23 protein-coding genes and 1 riboswitch are annotated in these 20,158 nt (G+C 63.9%); of the genes, 11 read left to right on the top strand and 12 right to left on the bottom strand.

Translation table 11 applies throughout. The features are described from left to right. Positions 1 to 491: 491 nt before the first annotated feature. Positions 492 to 854: a DUF805 domain-containing protein gene (locus QXZ85_RS23420; protein WP_316168724.1), complete on the bottom strand. Its 363-nt coding sequence runs from the start codon at positions 852 to 854 to the stop codon at positions 492 to 494. Between the two features lie 370 nt (positions 855 to 1,224). Here QXZ85_RS23420 and QXZ85_RS23415 point away from each other — a divergent pair, with 370 nt between their 5' ends. After that, the gene (locus tag QXZ85_RS23415; protein WP_316174854.1) at positions 1,225 to 2,160 is read left to right on the top strand and encodes a hypothetical protein; all 936 of its coding nucleotides are present in this window, start codon (positions 1,225 to 1,227) and stop codon (positions 2,158 to 2,160) included. Between the two features lie 216 nt (positions 2,161 to 2,376). Here the strand turns inward: QXZ85_RS23415 and QXZ85_RS23410 are convergent, their stop codons facing one another. From QXZ85_RS23410 to QXZ85_RS23395, 4 genes are all read right to left on the bottom strand, one after another. Continuing rightward, the gene (locus QXZ85_RS23410; RefSeq protein ID WP_315705516.1) at positions 2,377 to 2,892 is read right to left on the bottom strand and encodes an SRPBCC domain-containing protein; all 516 of its coding nucleotides are present in this window, start codon (positions 2,890 to 2,892) and stop codon (positions 2,377 to 2,379) included. Further along, the gene (locus QXZ85_RS23405; RefSeq protein WP_409998215.1) at positions 2,882 to 3,253 is read right to left on the bottom strand and encodes an ArsR/SmtB family transcription factor; all 372 of its coding nucleotides are present in this window, start codon (positions 3,251 to 3,253) and stop codon (positions 2,882 to 2,884) included. Before QXZ85_RS23405 ends, QXZ85_RS23410 begins: the two co-directional genes overlap by 11 nt. Positions 3,254 to 3,374: 121 nt before the next feature. After that, complete coding sequence (locus QXZ85_RS23400; protein WP_315705518.1) at positions 3,375 to 4,235, bottom strand: DMT family transporter; 861 nt, start codon at positions 4,233 to 4,235, stop codon at positions 3,375 to 3,377. A 67-nt stretch (positions 4,236 to 4,302) separates the two neighbouring features. Beyond that, positions 4,303 to 4,917, bottom strand: coding sequence for a TetR/AcrR family transcriptional regulator (locus tag QXZ85_RS23395; protein ID WP_315741823.1), 615 nt, complete (start codon positions 4,915 to 4,917; stop codon positions 4,303 to 4,305). A 52-nt stretch (positions 4,918 to 4,969) separates the two neighbouring features. On the opposite strand from QXZ85_RS23395, the gene QXZ85_RS23390 reads away from it, so the two are divergent. Continuing rightward, on the top strand, positions 4,970 to 5,152 hold the full coding sequence (locus QXZ85_RS23390; RefSeq protein WP_315741822.1) for a hypothetical protein: 183 nt from the start codon (positions 4,970 to 4,972) through the stop codon (positions 5,150 to 5,152). 846 nt (positions 5,153 to 5,998) lie between these two features. Beyond that, positions 5,999 to 6,388, top strand: coding sequence for a DUF1236 domain-containing protein (locus QXZ85_RS23385; protein ID WP_315705519.1), 390 nt, complete (start codon positions 5,999 to 6,001; stop codon positions 6,386 to 6,388). A gap of 60 nt (positions 6,389 to 6,448) precedes the next feature. Here QXZ85_RS23385 and QXZ85_RS23380 read toward each other — a convergent pair whose 3' ends face one another. Beyond that, positions 6,449 to 6,802, bottom strand: a complete 354-nt coding sequence (locus QXZ85_RS23380) for a VanZ family protein (RefSeq protein WP_315705520.1) — start codon at positions 6,800 to 6,802, stop codon at positions 6,449 to 6,451. Positions 6,803 to 7,331: 529 nt separating this feature from the next. Here QXZ85_RS23380 and QXZ85_RS23375 point away from each other — a divergent pair. Further along, complete coding sequence (locus QXZ85_RS23375) at positions 7,332 to 7,544, top strand: hypothetical protein (protein WP_315705521.1); 213 nt, start codon at positions 7,332 to 7,334, stop codon at positions 7,542 to 7,544. 27 nt (positions 7,545 to 7,571) lie between these two features. On the opposite strand, the gene QXZ85_RS23370 is transcribed toward QXZ85_RS23375, so the two are convergent. Further along, on the bottom strand, positions 7,572 to 8,141 hold the full coding sequence (locus tag QXZ85_RS23370) for a GNAT family N-acetyltransferase (protein WP_315705522.1): 570 nt from the start codon (positions 8,139 to 8,141) through the stop codon (positions 7,572 to 7,574). A gap of 10 nt (positions 8,142 to 8,151) precedes the next feature. Next, positions 8,152 to 10,509: an Orn/Lys/Arg decarboxylase N-terminal domain-containing protein gene (locus tag QXZ85_RS23365; protein ID WP_315705523.1), complete on the bottom strand. Its 2,358-nt coding sequence runs from the start codon at positions 10,507 to 10,509 to the stop codon at positions 8,152 to 8,154. Positions 10,510 to 10,684: 175 nt separating this feature from the next. On the opposite strand from QXZ85_RS23365, the gene cobT reads away from it, so the two are divergent. The 3 genes from cobT to QXZ85_RS23350 are packed head-to-tail and all read left to right on the top strand — an operon-like array spanning position 10,685 to position 13,058. Next, positions 10,685 to 11,740, top strand: coding sequence for a nicotinate-nucleotide--dimethylbenzimidazole phosphoribosyltransferase (gene cobT, locus QXZ85_RS23360; protein WP_315764932.1), 1,056 nt, complete (start codon positions 10,685 to 10,687; stop codon positions 11,738 to 11,740). Beyond that, complete coding sequence (locus tag QXZ85_RS23355) at positions 11,740 to 12,336, top strand: histidine phosphatase family protein (protein ID WP_315705525.1); 597 nt, start codon at positions 11,740 to 11,742, stop codon at positions 12,334 to 12,336. Before cobT ends, QXZ85_RS23355 begins: the two co-directional genes overlap by 1 nt. After that, positions 12,333 to 13,058: an adenosylcobinamide-GDP ribazoletransferase gene (locus QXZ85_RS23350; RefSeq protein WP_315705526.1), complete on the top strand. Its 726-nt coding sequence runs from the start codon at positions 12,333 to 12,335 to the stop codon at positions 13,056 to 13,058. The genes QXZ85_RS23355 and QXZ85_RS23350 overlap by 4 nt, the downstream gene beginning before the upstream one ends. On the opposite strand, the gene cobD is transcribed toward QXZ85_RS23350, so the two are convergent. Next, positions 13,045 to 14,073, bottom strand: coding sequence for a threonine-phosphate decarboxylase CobD (cobD, locus tag QXZ85_RS23345; protein WP_315764934.1), 1,029 nt, complete (start codon positions 14,071 to 14,073; stop codon positions 13,045 to 13,047). The two genes, QXZ85_RS23350 and cobD, sit on opposite strands and share 14 nt — an antisense overlap. A gap of 23 nt (positions 14,074 to 14,096) precedes the next feature. Between cobD and cbiB the strand changes: the two genes are divergently transcribed. Then, positions 14,097 to 15,068, top strand: a complete 972-nt coding sequence (gene cbiB / locus QXZ85_RS23340; RefSeq protein WP_315745347.1) for an adenosylcobinamide-phosphate synthase CbiB — start codon at positions 14,097 to 14,099, stop codon at positions 15,066 to 15,068. Here cbiB and QXZ85_RS23335 read toward each other — a convergent pair. Genes QXZ85_RS23335 through cobU form a run of 3 tightly spaced genes read right to left on the bottom strand, consistent with a single transcriptional unit; the run spans position 15,058 to position 17,718 of the window. After that, on the bottom strand, positions 15,058 to 16,545 hold the full coding sequence (locus QXZ85_RS23335) for a cobyric acid synthase (protein ID WP_315764936.1): 1,488 nt from the start codon (positions 16,543 to 16,545) through the stop codon (positions 15,058 to 15,060). The genes cbiB and QXZ85_RS23335 overlap by 11 nt on opposite strands. 4 nt (positions 16,546 to 16,549) lie before the next feature. After that, positions 16,550 to 17,158: a cob(I)yrinic acid a,c-diamide adenosyltransferase gene (cobO, locus tag QXZ85_RS23330; RefSeq protein WP_315705530.1), complete on the bottom strand. Its 609-nt coding sequence runs from the start codon at positions 17,156 to 17,158 to the stop codon at positions 16,550 to 16,552. Between the two features lie 23 nt (positions 17,159 to 17,181). Next, on the bottom strand, positions 17,182 to 17,718 hold the full coding sequence (gene cobU, locus QXZ85_RS23325; RefSeq protein ID WP_315705531.1) for a bifunctional adenosylcobinamide kinase/adenosylcobinamide-phosphate guanylyltransferase: 537 nt from the start codon (positions 17,716 to 17,718) through the stop codon (positions 17,182 to 17,184). 38 nt (positions 17,719 to 17,756) lie between these two features. Beyond that, positions 17,757 to 17,950: riboswitch (cobalamin riboswitch) on the top strand. Between the two features lie 117 nt (positions 17,951 to 18,067). Here cobU and QXZ85_RS23320 point away from each other — a divergent pair. The 3 genes from QXZ85_RS23320 to cobW are packed head-to-tail and all read left to right on the top strand — an operon-like array spanning position 18,068 to position 20,150. Continuing rightward, entirely contained in the window at positions 18,068 to 18,709 is a 642-nt protein-coding gene (locus QXZ85_RS23320) for a HupE/UreJ family protein (protein WP_315768028.1), read from the top strand. Next, positions 18,706 to 19,119 (top strand): DUF1636 domain-containing protein, encoded by a 414-nt coding sequence (locus QXZ85_RS23315; protein WP_315705533.1) that lies wholly within the window; start codon positions 18,706 to 18,708, stop codon positions 19,117 to 19,119. The genes QXZ85_RS23320 and QXZ85_RS23315 overlap by 4 nt, the downstream gene beginning before the upstream one ends. Continuing rightward, on the top strand, positions 19,116 to 20,150 hold the full coding sequence (gene cobW / locus QXZ85_RS23310) for a cobalamin biosynthesis protein CobW (RefSeq protein ID WP_315705534.1): 1,035 nt from the start codon (positions 19,116 to 19,118) through the stop codon (positions 20,148 to 20,150). Before QXZ85_RS23315 ends, cobW begins: the two co-directional genes overlap by 4 nt. Positions 20,151 to 20,158: the final 8 nt, after the last annotated feature.

Below are 20,158 nucleotides of genomic sequence, written 5' to 3'. Positions count from 1 at the left end.
GGCTGTGTCGTCCGCCTGCCGCCGACAGCCGTCCTTGACCCGACGCTGACATGTCGGCTCTGCAATGCGAGGTAGTGGACTGATATTGAGTATTCCGATAGAAGTTCCACTGGGTAATTCAATCTCGTGATGCGCAAGTGAGCAGCGACAAACGAAAAAAGCATATGCGCGCGATGGAATTCTTGCGCTGGCTTAATGCCGAGCGGCGGGGCTCATCAAAGGGGCTAATGAGAATCGAGCGTCGGCGTCTAGACCCCGTCGTTCGCTATTGCGTGGAGCGCGGTCTAGCGAAGATTAAGCGCAAGCAATTTAGCACAAGACTAAGTGTGACGCTCTTGGATTCCGGGCTACATCGCGACGAATAGTGCGCGAGTAAAGTCCGGTTGTGGCCCGAAACGTAAGTGCTGGGCCGCACGGGGTATTTCCGGGGCTGGGGGAAGTCCGGCTGTGTCGTCCGCCTGCCGCCGACAGCCGTCCTTGACCCAGAGCGGTCATCCTACGCTGTCGGGTCTGCCATCCGGAGAGGGCTGTCGAAAATCAAATCGATTGGCGCCTTCAGTACCTTGAAGAATGCCGAGTTCGATCAGCAGCACAAATGGGCCAATGACGGGAATTAGCCCAATCAACTGGTGCCACCCGGAGCGGTTTCGGTCATGGCAACGCTTTGCGCCGATGGCCAATGCTGGCCAAATCACAAGCAGAAACAGCGTCAGAAGGGCGCGATTGAAAGCGAGCGGTGGCGCTGCGATTGCCACGCCGAGAAATATTACGAAGACTGGCAGAACGAAATAGAGCCAGTAGCTGCGCCGACTAATTCGCCCCTCGAATGAGAATAAAAAGCTCAACAATCGCATCGCGGTCCACCGATCCAAGCGCTTAGCATAATTCAATTGCGCTCATGCTCAATGGCGGCTCCTGGTACCCAACCGAAAGCCGGAAGCCGCTGATCTACGCCAACACTGTCGTTGCGCGAGGCACGCCATGGGTCGAAAGCCCCGCCGTCAGTTAATGGTTGCTACGCGTTACTTGAACCCCTGCGCTTCCTTGAGGTGCAGCCCGAAAGAGGAGCTTTGAACGCCCGCGGCTTGATCTGGCTCAATCAATAGTTGCTGAATATTGTTCAGGTTGTGGTTAGTTCGACTGCACGGGCTCGCCAGGTCACGTCTCCCAAAAGGGCCTTGCATGACAATCCTCCGATGTCCATGGAACGGTAAGGATAGGCCGATGCTCTACATGGTAACCGCAGAAAGAATCCCCGGTGACGAGCGCTCGCGAGAGCGCTCTCTCGTCGACGCGACCAATGACCATAAGGCGCGCGACAAAGCCAGTGCCGATTCCAAGGGGCTGGGCGCACTGTCCATCGTCGTGGACCTTCAGATGGGGCCGTCCTGCACCACCTCGAACGCATTAGCCGGCCTGGCCAACTTTGCCCACAGCGACGGGAGGATCGGCGAGCCGACGAGGTCCAGCGACTTTCATTCGGCCGTGCGGGCGCGATTTCTTGTGAGCTTGGCGACTGTCGGATGTTTAGCGCTTGCTCCCGTACACGCGCAGCAGGCCGGCGGCGCGTCTGATGATGTCCAGAAAGGCCATTACTTGGCAGTCCTCATGTGCTCGAACTGCCATGTTGTCAGCTCTGCCCAAGCCATCGAACCGACCCTGCAGCCAGCTGCGCCACCGTTCGAATCGATTGCCCGACGCAGCAGCACCAGCTCCGAGACGCTAGGAGCGTTTCTGAGCACAACGCACCGCAATATCGGCAACTCCACCGGTATGCCGAATCCCGACCTTCGCGACTTTCAAATGAGGCAAGTGGGAGCTTATGTTTTGAGCTTGCGCACGTCCTCCGACGCTGCTCCCATGAGCCGGAAGCCGCCAGCAACCCGGCCGGAATTGTGCCGCGATGAAATCGCACGCGTGGAGTTGCTGATGAGCAAAGCCCGCGCGAGCGGTCAGGCGTTAGTGAGCGCCCCCGAATCGTCCGCTGCACGGCTTCATCGACAGCCTACTCTCAAATCTGTCGAGCAGGCGACGAGTGAAGCCAAGCAAAACGTCGAAACGGCTGTCGCATTCGCTCGCGAATTGGAAGCTGAAGGTCTGTATGCCGAATGCACGGCGATGCTCCAGAAAATTCAGCCGCCGTCTGGTTCACCGAACTGATTGGTTCCACCGGATTATGGTGACAGTGCTGGACTGTCACCATAACAGCTAAGGGGCCCACAAGCCGAACTAAATGCCGTTGGGAGGCCACTCAGGTCAGCTTGGGGGTCTTAGCCTCGAAGTGGCACGACTTATTCGCCATCGCGCCACTATGCTGCTGCCAGCCGAGCGTTCCGACCGGATGACGTCCGACGGAACGCGTTGCGGAGGCGACTGCTATTGACCCAAGGGTTCCAGGAGGGTCTGCAGAAGTTCGTCGAGGCGCTCCATCGTCGAAGCCAAGCCATCCTTCAGACCCATGTCGATGGCCTTCTGCAGGTCTTCGGGTGAGGCGTACACAACTTTCGTTGTGACGAGCGTACGGTCGGATGCATCGTCAAAAGTAACCTCCCAACTCGATCTCGGCATCTCAGGGCTTACGATCCCGGCTTCGTCGCAAAAGCCGTCCCGAGCAGTGTAACGGTCGATCGGCTCAATCTTCAGGTAATCCAGACGATTCCAGTAGTGCTGTCCATCCGGAGTGATCATCGCATAATGCCAGTAGCCACCCTCGCGGAAATCCATATGCTTGGTTTTGGTCGTCAGCGGCTTCGGCGCGAACCACTGGTCAAGCAGTTCGCTTTTGGTATGGCAGTCCCAGACGAGCTGACGCTTTGCGGCAAACTCCCTTGATATGGTAAGCGTGTGCTTCTCCTTGTCGGCGAGGAAATCGAACCGTAGGTCAGCCTTCATTTTCTACTCCATTCAACTTTGCTAGTAGCCCATCAAGATTGCTGTAGCGGCTTCCCCAGAGCGCGTGTTGCTTACCGAACCATCGCTCGGCGGCGATCAAGCGGTCTCGATTAAGCAAGCAGGTCCGGACTCGACCCGTTTTCTTCGAAACGATCAGGCGTGACCGCTCGAGCACGCCGATGTGCTTCATGAACGACGGCAGAGCCATCTCGAACGGCTGCGCCAACTCGCTGATCGTTGCAGAGCCACGTCCGAGCCGCTGGATTACGGCCCTGCGGGTCGGGTCGGCCAAAGCATGAAAGACGGAATCTAGTGCGGTATTTTGGTGAGCCATACGGCTAACTATAATGGTGACGATCACTTAGATCAATGGCTAAGTTTTGTGCGCCGGCGATTGGATCCCATGAGCGCACGCCCTCAGCGCAGACCCGAGGGGCCGAGATCGGCCAAATCCGATCTCGGTGGGACGCGGCTTCTGGAGTTCAAATCGACCGAGCGCGCGGCCTGACCTGTGTCATGGCGACGCCGGAGAGCGCGAGCAGCCCACCGACGATCAGCCTGGCGCTGATGCGGTCGCCGAGGAACAACACGCTCGACATCAGGGCGAACACCGGAAGCAGCAGGCCAAAAGGGGCGACGCGGCTCATGGAGCAGCGGGCGATCAGCCAGAACCAGAGGCCGAACCCAACGATGCCTCCGACGAAGATCGTGTAGGCGAGTGCCAGCCAGCCCCATTCATCTGCCGTGACGAGGCTCGCCGCTTGTCCATATTCAAGCAGCAGCGACATCAACATGACCTGCGGCACCGTGAGCAGCGACGACCACCCCATCAACATCAGGGGATCAAAGGGGCCGTAGCGTTTGGTCAGGATGTTGGACACCGCGAATGCGAAGGCCGCCCCGACCACAAGCAGCAGCGGCAGCACGTTTGCCGACCGGCCAGGCTCGGCTGCCAGCACGACCACGCCGACGAATGCAAGCACCACTCCGGCTGATGTGGCGAGAGACGGCCGCTCCGCGAGCAGCGGCCAGGCCAGCAGGACGGTGAAGGGCGTGGCGAGTTGATAGGCGACGGCGGACATGCTGCCGGAGCCGAGCCCAAGGCCAACATAGAACAGCCCGAAATTCAGTCCGCCCAGGAACAGCGAAATCGCTGCGATCGGGCCGGCCTGCCGGCGCGTTGGCCGTTTGACGAACGGAATGAGCAGCAGAGCGATCGCCAGGAAGCGCAGGGCGAGGAAGAACAGCGGCGGAAACTCCGCAACGCCCACCTTGATGGCCACGAACTGATAACCCCAGAGCAGGGGAACGGTGACCGCGCAGACGATCTGGATGGCAGACACGGCACCGTTCCTTTCAAGACCAATCGGTCTAAATATCGGCGCGCCAAAGGCGAACGCGCCTTGGTCTTTATCTGATGAAGCGGTCGAGAAGAGCGTCCGCGGTGGTTTTGGATGTGGCCCGTGCCGGCGCCGTTTTGCCGACCACGCGCAGCCCCTCAACGAAACAGACGAGAATCCGGGCGGCACTCGAAGGCTCGACACCTTCGGCCAGCTTGCCCGCCGTCTTCGCACGGGACAATGCAGCCGCCACCCTGGCCTCCATGGCTTTGAAAAAGCTCGCGATGCGACGGTTCACTTCAGCATCCTGGCCGGCCAATTCCATGGCCGTAGCCACCAGCAGGCACCCGCGCTGGCCATTGGCACCGCTGGCGCGGTCGACATAGCCGGCCAGGAAGGTCCGCAGGCCGTCGACCGGATCGTGGCGGGAGTCGAACTCGGCATCCATCCGCGTCAAGGCATCGGCGATGTAGCGATCAAGCGCCCGCAGGAACAGCGAGTGCTTGTCGCCGAACGCGGCGTAAAGGCTGCCGCGCGAGAGCCTGGTTGCATGAAGCAGGTCCGGGAGCGCGGTGGCGTGATAGCCCTGCGACCAGAACACACCCATCGCGCGTTCGACCGCGGCATCCACGTCGAAACTTCGGGGGCGGCCACGGGACAATTGCACTGGGATGTGGCGGCTCATCGTCAATATATGGACCGATCGGTCTTAAATTGCAAGTGATCGCAAGTCGCAGGTGATCGTTGTTGCTGCACGTCCAAGCCTGCACGAGGTCTCGCTGCCTGCCGGGCAAATCACCATGCGGCTTTGTGCGATTTTGCTCCACGGCATCGCCATTCGGAGGGTGAAAATCGCCTGCGTGGAAAAATTCATTTCAGAAGCGAATTCAGCAGGAAGCGCCGTGCAGGGCAGGCCATGACGAATATTTCTCTTTCGTTTTTACCGAAATCGTGGATCATGGACGCATCCCGCCTCGAGGAGAGGGGCGCTGCGCGCGATCGTCACGACACGTGAGGCGGGGATGCGGTGGCCGTGACCGCCTTGGCAAGCGTGCTTCGTCACGCCGACGAGCAGGGCGGATGCGGACGTGAAATCGTGTGGTCCTGACCTCCCGGTGCTGAGGTCGTGCTGACGCGAAAGCGTCATGCGCAGCGGGGGCAATCAAGCCGGTCCCCGGGGAGATCACGTATAAGCGTTAAGACCATCGCGCGGGGAATGCCGGGATGTCTCGGCTGAACCTGTGGTACCTGCCGCCTGCATTCTTTCTGCAGGCGGGCCATGGGTGCGGCCAGCGCCCGGCATTCCCCGCGCCCTCTCGATTCTCGAAGGGCAGGTCGATCGCAACACTCGGGCGTGATCCGCCGCGAGAATGCAGACGTGCATCTGCTATTTGAGCGCGCTGTTTGAAACGTGGATAGGAAGAATACGAAGCCTCTACCTGTCGTCATTCCGGGGCACGCGAAGCGTGAACCGGGAATCCATACTCTCGGCAGATGCTGTGGGAGCAAGGTCGGGCGGAGAATGTGCCTCGCATCACGCCCTGTGATTATGGATTCCGGGCTCGCGCCTTGCAGGCGCGCCCCGGAATGACGTCGCGGAGAGAGTTCGCCTCATCGCCTCGAGGGCGCGGCGCGGCCGACAGCAAGCACGAGCTCGAACGGAGGATTCGTTCCCTCGCCTGGCAAACTTTAGGTCGCATGGAACCCGGAACCGCGGGCGATCCCCCGTTGTTGAACGGCATCTTCAATCACACTGGAGGAGAATGATGAGGACCCGTTTTGCTGTTTCACTGATTGCGGCTTCGCTGCTGGCTTCGGGCGCGGCGTTCGCGCAGTCGACCACCGTGGAAGGCGCGCATAATGGTGCGGAGGCCGGCGGCGCGGTGGCAGGTCCGCTCGGTGCAGTGGTCGGCGGCACCGTTGGGGCGGCGGTGGGCGCCGGCCTCGAAATCCCGAATGCCGTCATCCACTCGATCGACGAGGAGCGTGCGCCATCCGTGGTCGTGCACGAGCGCGTCGTGGTCGGCGAGCCGCTGCCCGACACGGTCGTGCTGCGTCCGGTGCCGCGCTACACCGAGTATCGCTATGCCGTCGTCAACGATCGTCGCGTGATCGTCGATCCGCGCACCCGCCGCGTCATCAAGATCATCGACTGATCTGACGCCGAATGATCCGGCAAGGGCCTCGCCGCATCCGTGCGGCGGGGTTTTTGTCTGCTAGGCGGCTTGCCTTCGCACTCGCTGAGTGCACCAGTCTAGCATGGCCGCGAGCAGAAATCCCGCACAGGCCGCGAGGGCGTCGACGACGAAATCCTCGAGCCGGGCATGCCGCCCTGGCGCCCACAATTGCGCGACTTCAAGCGCCCCGATCAAGACCACGGCAAGTCCCGTGGCCAGCATACGACGACCGCGATAGGCGAGGCCGAAGGCAAGCCCGACAAGGATGAAAGCCAGCGCATGCTCGCCGTCCTGGCCCAGATTGGAATGCGGCCGGACGCGCGCCGGACCGAGGGTTGCGAATGTGACGGCGGCGGCGAGCAGCCAGGCGGCGAAGCGGGTGATGAAGGTCATCCCTCCGAATAGCACAAGCCGGGCTACTGATTGGGCTCACACCCCCTTGAGCCCTCCGTGTCGTTAATGGGTTCGCTGCCGCTTCAGAGCATCACGACCCGGCTCGGCAGGACTAGGCGATGAGAAGAATTTGATCGTCGGCGGCCGCGATGCAGTAATGAACGTTCTGCCGCTCCTGCGGTCGGCGATGTAACTTTTGCTATTTTTCTCAAGCCATCGACAGCTCTCTGAGACGAGGCCATTTTTCCTTTTGCGCCAAGGATTTGCTGAGGGTTTGCGAGCGAGGTGCTCGCGCCGCGCGAGGGACGTTCGATGCGTCGATTCAATTCAATGTTGTGGGCATCAGGAAAGCGCGTTCGGCGTGTGGTGGCGCAGTTCGTGGCCATCGCGGCGGCCAGCCTTCCGGCGGCCGGCGCCTGAGCGTCCGGCTTCCGCTGCTTCATTAATTATTGCGCGGCCGGCTTGATACCGCTCAACAGTCTCTCGCAAAGCGCGCTAACATGGAGGTGCGCTGGGCGAGGAGGGTTCGATGTCGCGTTACGTCGTCAACTTCATGAAAGACGTGCTCGGCGAAAACGGCCGGCAATGTGAGATCTGCCAGAGCACGCTCGAAATCGACGCCGCCGACGAAAAGCTGGCGGCCGAGCTCGCTAAGAAGAAGTTTTGCGAGATGCAGGAGCTACGCGACTGGTCCCTGCATGCGGATCGCATCCAGGTGAGGGCGGCCGATTTCCCGTCGTGATCGACGGCTTGAGACAGCCGAAGTCGTTCAACGCCCGGAGGTGGGTGGCTCAGTGCCGCCAGCGCCGAGCGAGCGCTGCACCATCACGGTGTCCGACCAGCGGCCGTACCGGAACGCGACTGCGGGGAGAAGCCCGACCCGGGTAAAGCCAAATCGCTCGTGGATGCCGAGCGAGGCGGTGTTGTCGGCGTCGATATAGCCGATCATCTGGCGAAAGCCGGCCGCCGCACAGGCGTCGATCAATGCCTGCATCAGCAGCCGGCCGACGCCGCGGCCGAGATGCTCGTGATGCACATAGATCGAGTGCTTCACGGCGAAGCGATAGGCGGGCCGCTTCCGGAACGGCACGACGTAGGCATAGCCTACGATCTCGGCGCGGAATGTCGCGACCAGATGCGGCATGCGATGGTTGCGCAGGTTCTTGCGCCGTTGCCTGAGATCGTCCGGCTCCGGCACGCCGGAATTGGCGGCGCCGTCTTCGACCCCGCGGCGGATGTGCCGGCGATAGATCGCGAGCATGGCCTCGACGTCCTCGTCGCGCGACGGGCGGACGAGCACCGGCGGCTCGCTCTGGACGGCTGCGATCGAATTCTCCATCGGCGCGGACTCACTCGGCTGCGACATAGGTGTAGAGGCGGATGCGGCCCGCCTCGTCGATCTCCTTGTAGAGCCCTTGGATCTCGACGTCGAAACCGGGGAAGGTGTTGAAGGCCTGTTCGAACATCTTCAGGTAATCGATCATCGGCTTGGCCCGTTCCGACAGGCGTTCGCCCGGCACGATGGTGGCGATTCCGGGCGGATAGACCACGAACGGCGTGGTCGCGATCCGGCCGGCGATCTTGTCGATCGGCAGATAATCGACGTCATTGCGCATCAGGGCGCGAGCGGCTTCGCGGGGGGAGATCGCAATCTCCGGCATGTGCTCGGGCAGGAACTGCTTGGCCTGCAGCGCACTCACGTCGGCCGCACGATAGAAACGGTGCATCTCGGCGCAGAGGTCGCGCAGCCGCACCTTGCCATAACGGCCAAAGCGGCGGCGGGTGAATTCCGGGATCGCATCCTCCAACAGCACGTTGTCGTCGTGCAGCCTCTTGAAGGCGACGAGGCCGCTGATCAGCGTGCCGGCCTTGCTGGCCTCCACGCCCGGTGTCAGCAGAAACAAGAGCGAGTTGAGGTCGTTCTTCTCGGCCACGATCCGGTTCTCGCGGAGATATTGCGCGACCACGGGCGCGGGGATGCCGTGCTCGGCATAGCCGCCGGTCGCCCGGTCGAAGCCGGGGGTCAGCAGCGTCAGCTTGTTCGGATCGGTCATGGCGAAACCGGCCTCCATGTTCGGAAAGCCGTGCCAGGTGGAATTGGGACCGAGCTGCCAGAGGGACGCGTCGGTGGCCAACTGGTCGGTCGAGATCGCCTCCCACGCGACGTCATGGACCCCGCCCGGGCTTGCGGCATCCGGGATCGCCACGCGGTCCGGCACGAACGGCTCGAAGAACCAGCGCCGCGCCGGATCCTTCTCCTTCTCCTCAAATTCCCGGCGCATCGCCCGGATCTTCTTGCGCAATTCGATGCCGAGCCGGATCGTGTCATCCCACAGCACTTCGCCGGAACGCCCCTTCATCATCTGCGCGCCGACATCGAGCGAGGCGAACAGCGGATAGAACGGCGAAGTCGAGGCGTGCTGCATGAAGCTTTCGTTGAAGCGCCGATGCTCGATCCGGCGCCGCTGGCCCTTGATGTGGCGATCCTTGACGTGGATCTGCGAGGCCTGGGAGAAGCTGGCAAGCTGCTTGTGCGTGGATTGGGTGGCGATGATCCCAGGCGCGTTCGGGCCCAGTTCCGAAAGCCCCATCGCGAAGCGGCCGGCATAAAGCGGGTGGAATTTCATGAACCCGGCCCAGGCCTCGTCGAACATGATGTACTCGCAGAGGTGACCGATCCGCTTCAGGATCATCTCGGCGCTGTGGATCGAGCCGTCATAGGTGCACTGCTCGACCACGGCGACGCGGAACGGGCGCTCCCTGCGCCAGGCGTCGGGGTCCTTGACCAGCGGGTTGTTGCGGATCTGCTGGCGCAGATGCTCCTCGTCGAGCAGGTCCCAGCGCATCGGGCCGATCAGGCCCCAGGCATTGCGGACCGTCGGGACATAAATCGGGATGCCGCCGGAGATCAGCAGCGCGCCATGGTGGGCGGCCTTGTGATTGTTCCGGTCGAACAGCACGAGGTCGCCGTCGGTGACCAGCGCTCCCAGCACCACCTTGTTCGAGGTGGAGGTGCCGTTCAGCACGAAATAGGTCTTTTCGGCGCCGAAGATCTGCGCCGCTTCCTTCTGCGCCCGCAGCGCCGGTCCCTCATGGGTCAGGAGGTCGCCGAGGTCGAGGACGGAATTGTCGAGGTCGTCGCGGAACACGGCTTCGCCGAGATGCTCGACGAAGATCCGGCCGATCGGGCTGCGGCTGTAGAACACGCCGCCATTGTGCCCGGGGCAGGTCCAGAGCTGATTGCCTTCCTCGGCATAGTCGACGAGCGTGCCGAAGAACGGCGTCTTCAACGTCTCGGCATATTGCTTGAGCCGGCTGATCAGGTTCTTGGCGATGAAGGGCGGCGTTTCCTCCGACAGGAACACATAGCCGTCGATGAAGTCGAGCACCTCGACCGGCAGATCCTCGAACCGCTTGCGCCGGATCAGGAGGATGATCGGAAAATCGAGGCCGCGCCGGCGCATCAGGTTGATCAGAGCCATGGTCTTGCCCTCGAGACCCTTCTTGCCCCAATCGACCACCATGCAGCCGATCGCGGCATCGGTCTGCACGGCGATCTCGGCGTCTTCGAGCTTGCGGGCCCGCACCACCTCGAACCCGGAACGCTGGATCTCTTCGATGATCTGGTTGAAACGGACGCCCGCGAGGTCGTCGGGCTCAAAGACCGGAGCGGCGAACAGGAAGGTGAAGCGTCGGAAATAGTCCATGCGGGTCTGCCAAGTTTGGGTCGGAGGCCAGCTGTCGGTACATTCCATGACAGTTCAATGACAGTGTAGAGTGTCGTCAGGGCCAGCGCGTTCAAATCAACGGTAGGACGCTGCTTGTCACGCCGCCGGCTCGATGGCAATCGAGCCAGTTCGAATCTGTGCCAAGGATCTCAGTGTGTTACCTGAATGGATCAGCCTTGAATGCCCGGCCACCTCGGAGCGTCACCGCCAGTCGGCGCTGGCGCGGCAGGCGCAATTGACCAAGCCGCTCGGCGCGCTCGGACGACTGGAGGAGATCGCAGTGGAGTTGGCGGCGCTCCAGGCCACCGACAGGCCGGTGGCGGAGCGGGCGCCGATCATCCTGTTCGCTGGCGATCATGGCATCGCGGCCCGCGGCGTATCGGCCTATCCGCCCGAGGTCACCGTCCAGATGTTGCACAACTTCGCCGGTGGCGGGGCGGCAATCTCGGTGCTGGCGCGCACGCTCGGTTGTCCGCTCGAAGTCGTCGACGCCGGTACGTTGGGCGATCAGCCGATACCGGGTGTGATCGTCGATAAGCCACGGCGCGGGACCCGCGATTTCGGCGTCGAGACGGCTCTGACATCCGAGGAGGTGGCTTTTGCGCTCGCCTGCGGGCAGCGCGCAATCGCGCGCCAGGCGGAGCCCAAGCCGCAGCTGGTGATTCTCGGTGAGATGGGGATCGGCAATACGACCTCCGCCTCGGCGATTGCGGCTGCGCTCCTGGGATGGCCCGCGGCTGAAATCGTCGGGAGCGGCACCGGGCTGGATGGGGAAGGGCGCGCGCGAAAGGCGCGCGTGATTGCCGACGCGCTCGCATTGCATGGACTGGAAGTTGGCACCCCCGTGGAGACCGTGCTCGCCGCGGTCGGTGGGCTCGAGATCGTCGCAATGACCGGCGCGATCATTGCTGCTGCACGAATGGGCGTGCCGGTTCTGATCGACGGCTTCATCGTCTCGGTCGCCGCCCTTGCTGCCGTGAAGCTCAATCCGTCGTGTCGGCCATGGCTCCTCTTCTCGCATCGTTCGGCCGAACTGGGCCACCGCGTCGTGCTGGACGCACTCGGTGCGCGGCCGCTGATCGATCTCGATCTGCGGCTCGGCGAAGCCTCGGGGGCGGCGACTGCGTTGCCCCTGCTGCGGCTGGCATGCGCGCTTCATAACGAGATGGCGACTTTTGCCGAAGCCGCGGTGTCGGGCCGCGACAGCTGATGCGGATCGATCTGCTGCGGCACGGCGACACCGGGCGCGAGCGCTATCTCGACGGCCGCAGCGATCCGCCGCTGAGCGAGATGGGGTGGCGGCAATTTGCCAAGCAGACCCAAGACGGAGCATGGAGGCACATCGTGTGCTCGCCGCGGGCGCGGGCGCGGGCTGCTGCCGACGATTTGGCCCGACGATCGGGCACGGTGGTCCATATCGACCCCGACTGGAGCGAACTCGATTTCGGTCGTTGGGACGGGCGATCACGGGACGAGATCGCGGCGCGGCCTGATCATGCCGCATTGCTGCAGGCGTTCTACGCCGATCCCACGGCTTTTACCGCGCCCGGCGGGGAAAGCTGGGTGTCTTTGCGCGATCGCGTCGGTCGAGCCCTCGACAGGCTGACGACAGAACCTGAGCTCTCTCCCGTGCTGATCGTGACGCACGGCGGGGCCATCCGTGCAGCGCTGTCGTTGATCTTGAACTGGCCGCTGCGGTCGCTGTGGAGTTTGCGCATCAATCCCGCGACGCGTATCACGCTCGAGATCGGGCGCGGCGAGGACGATGCGCTCTGGGGCGAAATCATCGAGATCATCCAGCCATGAGTCGTCGTGAATTCTGGATCGCGCTGCAGTTTCTTACGCGCCTCCCGACCCCGCGTGTCGCCGACATGCGACCCGGCGATCTCAAGCGCGCCGCGATGTTCTTCCCCGCCGTCGGACTCGTCGTCGGGATATGTCTTGCCTTGATCGCGCGCATTCTCCACGGCAGCAATCCTTGGGTCGTTGCGCTCGCTGTGGTCGTGGCCTGGATCTGGATCACCGGCGCGCTGCATCTCGATGGGCTCGGCGACGTGGCCGACGCATTCGGCGCCTCGCACGGCAAGCCGGATCGCTTCATCGAGGTGCTGGGTGATCCTCATGCCGGCAATTTTGCCGTGGTCGCGATCGCCTTGCAGATCGCGGCGAAGCTCGTGCTCATCGCGCATCTGCCGGCGTCGCTTGCGATCGGGGCGCTGGTGCTCATTCCGGCCTGGGCGCGCTGGGGCACGTTGGTTTGGAGCAGGCTGCTCGTATCATTGAAGCCGGGGCTCGGGGCCAGCGTTGCAAACAGTGTCGGTTGGCTCCTGATTGGCGGCTGGGCGCTGGCGCTTCTCCTACTGGCCCTCATCGGCGCGCGCCCGACGCTCGTGGCGTTGATCGTCATTCCCGCCGTTGCGCTTTATTGGCAATCGCGGCTCGGCAGCATTACCGGCGATGGCCTTGGCGCCAGTGTCGAGGTGACGGAGACATTGCTGCTGTTCGCCTGCGTGTTCAGCCTGCAGTGAGCGCATCGGCGAGCCGTTGCCATTCCTCCTCGCGACCCGGCAGGCCGAAACGCAGCCAAGTCTCATTATGGGCGAACCGCCTGACGTGAATGCCTCGCTGCGCGAGGCGATCGGCCAGATGTCGGGCGGCCACGCTCTCGGCAAGACGGAACAGCGGGGTGCCGCCAACAATGTTGCAGCCGGCGGCCATCAGCAGCGCGTCGAGACGGTCGCAATCCGCAGCCAATCGTTGCCGCGCCTGCTGCAGCCACACATCATCCCGCAAGGCTGCAGCTCCGATCGCGAGCGCAGGTCCAGAGACCGCCCAGGGGCCGAGGTCACCCCTTAAGCGTTGGCAGAGTTCAGGTGCCGCAATGGCGAAGCCGAGCCGCAGGCCCGCGAAACCATAGGCCTTGCCGAAGGAGCGCAGCACGATGGTTGCTGGCGGCAGCCGAGACGTCAGGCTCGCATCACCAGGTAGAAAATCCGCAAAGGCTTCGTCCACGATCAGGAGGCCGTCACGCCGCGCCAGCTCGGAGCCGAGCGAAACGAGCGTCTCGCGCGGCAGTAGACGACCGGTGGGATTATTGGGATTCACCACGACGGCAACGTCGGCCTCGGCCAGCGCCTCGACCTCATTGACCGTGCGGACTCGATGGCCGCAACGATGCCAGCACAGCGCATGTTCCTCATAAGTAAGGCCGAGCACAGCGACCGTTCCCGGGGAACGGAGGCGGGGGATGATCTGCAGCAGCGCCTGGGTGCCTGGGGCGGCGATCAAGGAAGCAGGGGCTTGAAGTCCGCAGCGGGCCGCGGCGGCTGCGAGCAGGGTGCGTTCGTCGGCGTTGGTCGGCAACCGCGTCCAGGCCTCGGCCGCAAGCCTCGGCAGCGGATAGGCGATCGGATTGATGCCGGTCGACAGGTCGACCCAGGGCTGCGGCGCGTCGGGATAGCGGCGGCTGATCTCGTCGATATTTCCGCCGTGAGCGACCGCTTCCGGCCGGATGCCCCGCGTGCTACTCGCTTTATGGTCCATACCAGTCCTTCGATCGGGGATCGATGTTTCTCGCCGTCGCGCTTGCCGCGCTCATCATCGAGGCGCTCTTTGGCTACCCGCAAGCGCTGGTCCGCCGTATCGGACACCCCGTGATGTGGATCGGCGCGCTGATAGCATGGGCTGATGCTCACTGGAACCGCGCATCGGACTCCTTCCGTGCCCGCCGCGTCCGGGGTGTGGTGCTGGTCCTTCTGCTGGGAATGGCTGTCGCGTCTGTGGGGCTGGCGCTCGCGGCAGCCGCGCATTGGGCATTGCCGGAACCATTCGCGGCGCTGGTCTTAGGTCTCGTTGCGAGCAGTCTGCTGGCGCAGCGCAGTCTAGATCAGCACGTGTCCGCCGTAGCCTCGGCGCTCGACAAGGAAGGGATCGCCGGCGGCCGCCGTGCCGTGTCGATGATCGTCGGCCGCGATCCTGAAAGCCTCGACCAGGCGGGCGTTGCGCGCGCTGCGATCGAGAGCTTGGCTGAAAATTTCTCCGACGGCGTGGTCGCGCCGCTGTTCTGGCTGGCGGTCGCCGGCCTGCCGGGCATGCTGGTCTACAAGGCGCTCAATACTGCCGACAGCATGATCGGGCATCTGTCAGAGCGTCACCGCGCCTTCGGCTGGGCGGCGGCACGCCTCGACGACCTCGTCAATCTGCCGGCATCGCGGCTTTCGGCGGTGTGGCTGGTGCTTGCTGCCTGCGTGATCCCTGGTGCCGCGCCGCGCGAGGCGATACGTGCAGTCTGGCACGGCGCCCACAAGCATCGCTCGCCCAATGCCGGTTGGCCAGAGGCGGCGATGGCCGGCGCGCTTGGCCTGCGACTGGCGGGCCCGCGTGTTTATCACGGCCAAATCGTCGAGGATGCCTGGATTGGCGCGGGGCGCGCGGAAGCGGAGGCGCGCGATATCAGGCGCGCGCTGTCGCTCTACCGGGCCGCCTGCATGATTCAAGGTCTGGTGATTGCCGGGCTGGTGATCGCTGTCAGCCAATGACCGGCAGCGTCGGTGTGCGTGCCAGCTCCAGAATGCGATCGATATCAACGTGTCGTTCGAGATGCGCAGCCAGCTCATCCAGCGTGGTCTCGACCTCGGCCTCGTAGTCCGAGACCGTTGAATCCGCGCCGAGGCCAGCCAGCCATTGGCTGCGCAAGCCGTCGGCGCTGAACAGCCCGTGCACATAGCATCCCGCGATGCGGCCGGTTGCGACGGCCGCGCCATCGCTGCGGCCGTCCTCGAACTTGAGAAATGGCTGCGTCGTATCGGGGCCGGTGGTCTGCCCGATGTGCATTTCATAGCCGCGGAAGGATGCGCCGCCGCTCAGCAGCGTACCGCCGACCTCACGCAGCGCCTTGTCCGAGGTGAGAACGGTCGTCACATCGAGCAGGCCGAGGCCGGGGACCGCGCCGGCCTGACCTTCGCGGCCATCAGGATCGCTGATGATCCGGCCGAGCATCTGATAGCCGCCGCAGATGCCGAGCACACGGCCGCGGCGCCGGACGTGAGCTGCAAGATCGATATCCCAGCCGGTTTGCCGCAGCGCGGTCAGATCGGCGATGGTCGCTTTCGAGCCCGGCAGAATGACGACGGCGGCATCACCGGGGATCGGGGTCCCGGGACGCAGAAACTGCAATTCGATTCTGTCTTCCAGCTGTAGCGGATCGAACTCATCGAAATTGGAAATCCGCGGGTAGGCCAGTACGACGACCTTAGGCGGGCCGCTTGGAGGTGAGGCCCCGCGCGAAGGAAGCCCCAGCGCATCCTCTGCCGGCAAGCGATGCGCGCCGGCGAAATACGGCACGAGCCCTAACGCCTGCCAGTTCGTCCGCGCCGCGATCTCGGCCATTCCAGCCGCGAACAGGGCCGGATCGCCGCGGAACTTGTTGACGAGAAAGCCTGCGATGAGCGCAGCATCCTCCGCCGCCAGCACGGCCTTGGTCCCGACCAGGCTCGCGATGACGCCGCCGCGATCGATATCTCCGATCAGGACCACCGGCAGGTCCGTCGCACGGGCAAAGCCCATATTGGCGATGTCGCCGGCGCGAAGATTGATCTCGGAAGCCGAGCCAGCGCCTTCCACCAGCACAACGTCTGCGTCGTCGGCGAGGCGCGAAAGACTGTCGAGCACCGCGCCCATCAGTTGTGGTTTCATCGCCTGATAGGCCGATGCCTTGGCGTTGCCGATCACGCGGCCTTGCACGACGACTTGCGATCCGACCTCGCTCTGCGGCTTCAGCAGCACCGGGTTCATGTGTACCGAGGTCGGCCGCTTCGCCGCGCGCGCCTGCAGCGCCTGAGCGCGGCCGATCTCGCCGCCATCTGCGGTCACGGCCGCATTGTTCGACATGTTCTGCGGCTTGAATGGCGCCACTTTGAGGCCGCGCAAAGTCAGCGCCCGCGCGAGCCCGGCAACGATGAGCGACTTGCCGACGTCGGAGCCGGTGCCCTGGAACATGATGGCGCGCGCGACCATGCGGTTAAAACTCGATGCCTTCCTGCGCCTTCACGCCGGCGGTGAAGTGATGCTTGACCAGATTCATCTCTGTGACGAGATCGGCGGCTTCGATCAATTCGGGCTTGGCATTACGGCCGGTGACGACGACATGCAGATCGGGGCGACGCGCACGCAAGGTTTCGACGACATCAGTGATCGGCAGGTGATCATAGCGCAGCGCGATGTTGAGCTCGTCGAGAATCAGGAGCCGGATCGAGGGATCGGCCATGAGCTCCTTGGCCTTGGCCCAGGCGCGCTCGGCCGCGGCGACGTCGCGGGCACGATCCTGAGTCTCCCAGGTAAAGCCTTCGCCGAGCGTGTGCCATGTGACCTGGTCGCCGAACTTTTCGATCGCCTTGCGCTCGCCGGTTTGCCATGCGCCCTTGCCGAATTGCACCACGCCGATGCGGAAGCCGCGGCCGAGGGCGCGCAGCATCAAGCCCCAGGCAGCCGTCGACTTACCCTTGCCCTTGCCGGTGTGGACGATCAGCAGGCCTTTTTCAACGGTCTTCGATGCGACCTCGGCGTCCTGGATCGCTTTGCGGTTCTCCATCTTGGCCTTGTGGCGCGCATCCTCGTTGTGGTCACTCATTCTCGTTTCCTCTCGATGCGCTGCTATTTCAACGTCAGCGGCAGGCCCGCCGCCATCAGGATCACGCGATCCGCGGATGTTGCAATATCCTGGTTGAGGCGGCCCTGCGCATCGCGAAACGCGCGGGCCAGCGCGTTATCCGGCACGATGCCGAGCCCGACCTCGTTGGAGACGGCAACGATTGGGCCCCTGGCGGCAGCTAATGCATCGGCGAGCTCACGACAAGCAACGGCAACGTCGCGGCCGCTCAGCATGATATTGCTGAGCCAGAGCGTGAGACAATCGACCAGAACAGGTGTTGCAGAATCGCCGTTCGCCGCCACGGCAGCTGCAAGATCGAGAGGTGTCTCGATCGTCCGCCATCCATCGGCGCGGCGCGCTTTGTGTTCGGCGATGCGCGACGCCATCTCGTTGTCGAACGCCTGCGCGGTTGCGAGATAGATCCAGGGGGAAGGGAGGGCGGTGATCAGCGCCTCCGCGTACCGGCTCTTGCCGGAGCGCGCGCCGCCGAGCACCAGGGTCAGGCGCGGCAGGGCAGGGCTAGGCGGGGCGGGTGGCATGACGGCAGGATTTCCGATTGACGGGCTTTGGCTCGATCCCGTATCTAACAGATGACGGTTCTCCGAAAGGAGAGATTTAGGGAACGCGGTGCGGGATCTCCTCCCAAGGCCGCGGCTGCCCCCGCAACTGTAATCGGTGAGTGCGAGGCCTTTGAACCACTGGGAAACCGGGAAGGTGGTCTCGCGCGGCGACCCGAGAGCCAGGAGACCTGCCGTCGACATTGCTGTTGGCCGACCCGTCGCGCGGGGAGTCGCGATGCAGGGTTCTGATCCCGGAACTGTCTGGGATGCCGTCGGGCGCAGCGTATCGCACGAACCCTGACAGGTTCGGGCATCGACGGAGACGGCCATGAGATTTCCCACCAGATTTCCAACCCGCATCGCGTTTGCAGTCGCAGTCGTGGCACTGTTCGCCGATCCTGCATCGGCCCACCATATGATGGGCGGCAAGCTGCCGCAGACCTTGGCGCAAGGCCTGCTCTCCGGGCTTGCTCACCCCGTCATCGGGCTCGATCATTTCGCCGCGATTGTGGGAGCGGGCATCGTCGCTGCGCTGATCGGCCGTGGCTTTGCGCCGGTGTTGGCCTTCACCACGGCTATGATCGCCGGCGTGATGCTGCATGTCGGCCGCGCTGATATTCCCGCCGCAGAGCTTCTCGTCGGGTTGTCGACGGCCGCAATCGGCCTGCTGATCCTGCTGCGCGCCGGCTTCGGTGTGCTGCCGGTCGCGATCCTGTTTGCGTTGACCGGGATAGTGCATGGCTACGCGCTGGGCGAATCGATCGTTGGTGCTGAAAGCGCGCCGCTGGGCGCCTATCTCGCCGGGCTGCTGGTGATCCAGAGCGTCATTGCCGCCGGTGCGTTACTGGCCACCCGGATGATTGCTGCGCGCGGCGTTTCCTTCTCGCTTTTCGCGCTGCGGATCGCGGGCGCCGCGATTGCGCTGGTGGGCGGTGCGGCAGCCGCCATGGCGGCTGGTCTGGCCGGATGAGCAGCACAGACCCGGGCGCGACGACGTTGTTCGTCTGCGTCACCTGCCGGATGCAGAGCGCCGAGCCTGCGTCCAGCGAGCAGCCGCGTGCCGGTGCGCGGCTACTCGAGGCCATCCATGCGGTCGCAGCCGAGCATCGCGATGTCACCGTGGTGCCGGTCGAGTGCCTCTCGAATTGCAGTCGCGCCTGCACGGTTGCGGTCACTGCGCCTGGCAAGTGGACCTATATCGTCGGAGCGCTCGATCCGGATGTCCATGCCGATGATGTGCTCGCTTTTGCCAGGCTGCATCAGGTCCACGAGGCCGGCCTGCCGCCGTGGCGGGAGCGTCCCGAATACGTGAGAAAAAACACGATCGCCCGCGTGCCGCCGCTGCCGTCGCGCTCATCCAAAGAGGCTTCGCTGCCATGAAATCCTTCGCAAAGACGCCATGCACGATCGTCACCGGTTTCCTCGGCGCCGGCAAGACCACGCTGGTGCGCAACCTGATCGAGACCGCGAACGGTCGCAGGCTCGCCATCATCGTCAATGAGTTCGGCGATGTCGGGATCGACGGCGATATCCTGAAAGGCTGCGGCGTGCCGGATTGCCCGGAGGATCGCATCGTCGAATTGTCGAACGGCTGCCTGTGCTGCACCGTCGCCGACGACTTTGTGCCCGCGCTGAAGAGCCTGCTCAATCAGAACGAACCGCCCGAGCACATCGTGATCGAGACTTCCGGCCTCGCGCTGCCGAAGCCGCTGGTGCAGGCGTTCAATTGGCCGGAGATCGCAACCCGTGTCACCGTTGACGGAGTCGTTGCAGTCGTTGACGGGCCGGCCGTGATCGCCGGCCGCTTCGCCGATGATCCGGAGGCGCTGGCGGCGCAGCGCGCGGCGGACGGCTCGCTCGATCACGACAATCCGCTCGAAGAGGTGTTCGAGGATCAGCTGCTCTGCGCCGATCTGATCGTGGTGAACAAGAGCGATCTCATGACGGATGCGGAGCGGCAGGCGGTCGCTGCCGAGATCGCAGCTAAGGTGCAGCGTGCCGTCAAGGTGATCGCGTCCGAGCACGGCAAGCTGTCGGCCTCCGTGCTGCTCGGGCTGGGTGCGGCGGCCGAAGGCGACCTCGGCGCGCGGCCATCGCATCACGACAATGAGGCTGAGCACGATCACGACGATTTCGAAAGCTTTGTGCTCGACGTGCCGGCGCAGGCCTCGCCCGACGTGCTCCTGGCCCGCATCGCGGATGCTGTCGGTGCGCACGATGTGCTGCGGGTGAAGGGTTTCGTGGAAGTCGCAGGCAAGCCGCTGCGGCTCCTGATCCAGGCGGTCGGCAACCGCATCCAGCATCAATTCGAGCGGCCCTGGCGCGCCGGCGAGGAGCGGCGTGGACGGCTCGTGTTCATCGGCGAGCGCGGCCTCGACGTGGCCGCGATCAAGAACCTGGTTGCCGGCTAGCGAGGGCC

Source organism: Bradyrhizobium sp. SZCCHNGR1005 (assembly GCF_032489995.1).
Classification (GTDB): domain Bacteria; phylum Pseudomonadota; class Alphaproteobacteria; order Rhizobiales; family Xanthobacteraceae; genus Bradyrhizobium.
Note: the sequence above shows the minus strand (reverse complement) of the source record. Positions and strands in the feature narration are given on the sequence as shown.

Excerpts from the sequence above, each read along its gene's own strand:
- QXZ85_RS23420 (WP_316168724.1), bottom strand. The coding sequence starts at position 854 with ATGCGATTGTTGAGCTTTTTATTCTCATTCGAGGGGCGAATTAGTCGG.
- QXZ85_RS23415 (WP_316174854.1), top strand. The coding sequence starts at position 1,225 with ATGCTCTACATGGTAACCGCAGAAAGAATCCCCGGTGACGAGCGCTCG.
- QXZ85_RS23410 (WP_315705516.1), bottom strand. The coding sequence starts at position 2,892 with ATGAAGGCTGACCTACGGTTCGATTTCCTCGCCGACAAGGAGAAGCAC.
- QXZ85_RS23395 (WP_315741823.1), bottom strand. The coding sequence starts at position 4,917 with ATGAGCCGCCACATCCCAGTGCAATTGTCCCGTGGCCGCCCCCGAAGT.
- QXZ85_RS23385 (WP_315705519.1), top strand. The coding sequence starts at position 5,999 with ATGAGGACCCGTTTTGCTGTTTCACTGATTGCGGCTTCGCTGCTGGCT.
- QXZ85_RS23380 (WP_315705520.1), bottom strand. The coding sequence starts at position 6,802 with ATGACCTTCATCACCCGCTTCGCCGCCTGGCTGCTCGCCGCCGCCGTC.
- QXZ85_RS23375 (WP_315705521.1), top strand. The coding sequence starts at position 7,332 with ATGTCGCGTTACGTCGTCAACTTCATGAAAGACGTGCTCGGCGAAAAC.
- QXZ85_RS23370 (WP_315705522.1), bottom strand. The coding sequence starts at position 8,141 with ATGGAGAATTCGATCGCAGCCGTCCAGAGCGAGCCGCCGGTGCTCGTC.
- QXZ85_RS23365 (WP_315705523.1), bottom strand. The coding sequence starts at position 10,509 with ATGGACTATTTCCGACGCTTCACCTTCCTGTTCGCCGCTCCGGTCTTT.
- QXZ85_RS23355 (WP_315705525.1), top strand. The coding sequence starts at position 11,740 with ATGCGGATCGATCTGCTGCGGCACGGCGACACCGGGCGCGAGCGCTAT.
- QXZ85_RS23350 (WP_315705526.1), top strand. The coding sequence starts at position 12,333 with ATGAGTCGTCGTGAATTCTGGATCGCGCTGCAGTTTCTTACGCGCCTC.
- cobD (WP_315764934.1), bottom strand. The coding sequence starts at position 14,073 with ATGGACCATAAAGCGAGTAGCACGCGGGGCATCCGGCCGGAAGCGGTC.
- cbiB (WP_315745347.1), top strand. The coding sequence starts at position 14,097 with ATGTTTCTCGCCGTCGCGCTTGCCGCGCTCATCATCGAGGCGCTCTTT.
- QXZ85_RS23335 (WP_315764936.1), bottom strand. The coding sequence starts at position 16,545 with ATGGTCGCGCGCGCCATCATGTTCCAGGGCACCGGCTCCGACGTCGGC.
- cobO (WP_315705530.1), bottom strand. The coding sequence starts at position 17,158 with ATGAGTGACCACAACGAGGATGCGCGCCACAAGGCCAAGATGGAGAAC.
- cobU (WP_315705531.1), bottom strand. The coding sequence starts at position 17,718 with ATGCCACCCGCCCCGCCTAGCCCTGCCCTGCCGCGCCTGACCCTGGTG.
- QXZ85_RS23320 (WP_315768028.1), top strand. The coding sequence starts at position 18,068 with ATGAGATTTCCCACCAGATTTCCAACCCGCATCGCGTTTGCAGTCGCA.
- QXZ85_RS23315 (WP_315705533.1), top strand. The coding sequence starts at position 18,706 with ATGAGCAGCACAGACCCGGGCGCGACGACGTTGTTCGTCTGCGTCACC.
- cobW (WP_315705534.1), top strand. The coding sequence starts at position 19,116 with ATGAAATCCTTCGCAAAGACGCCATGCACGATCGTCACCGGTTTCCTC.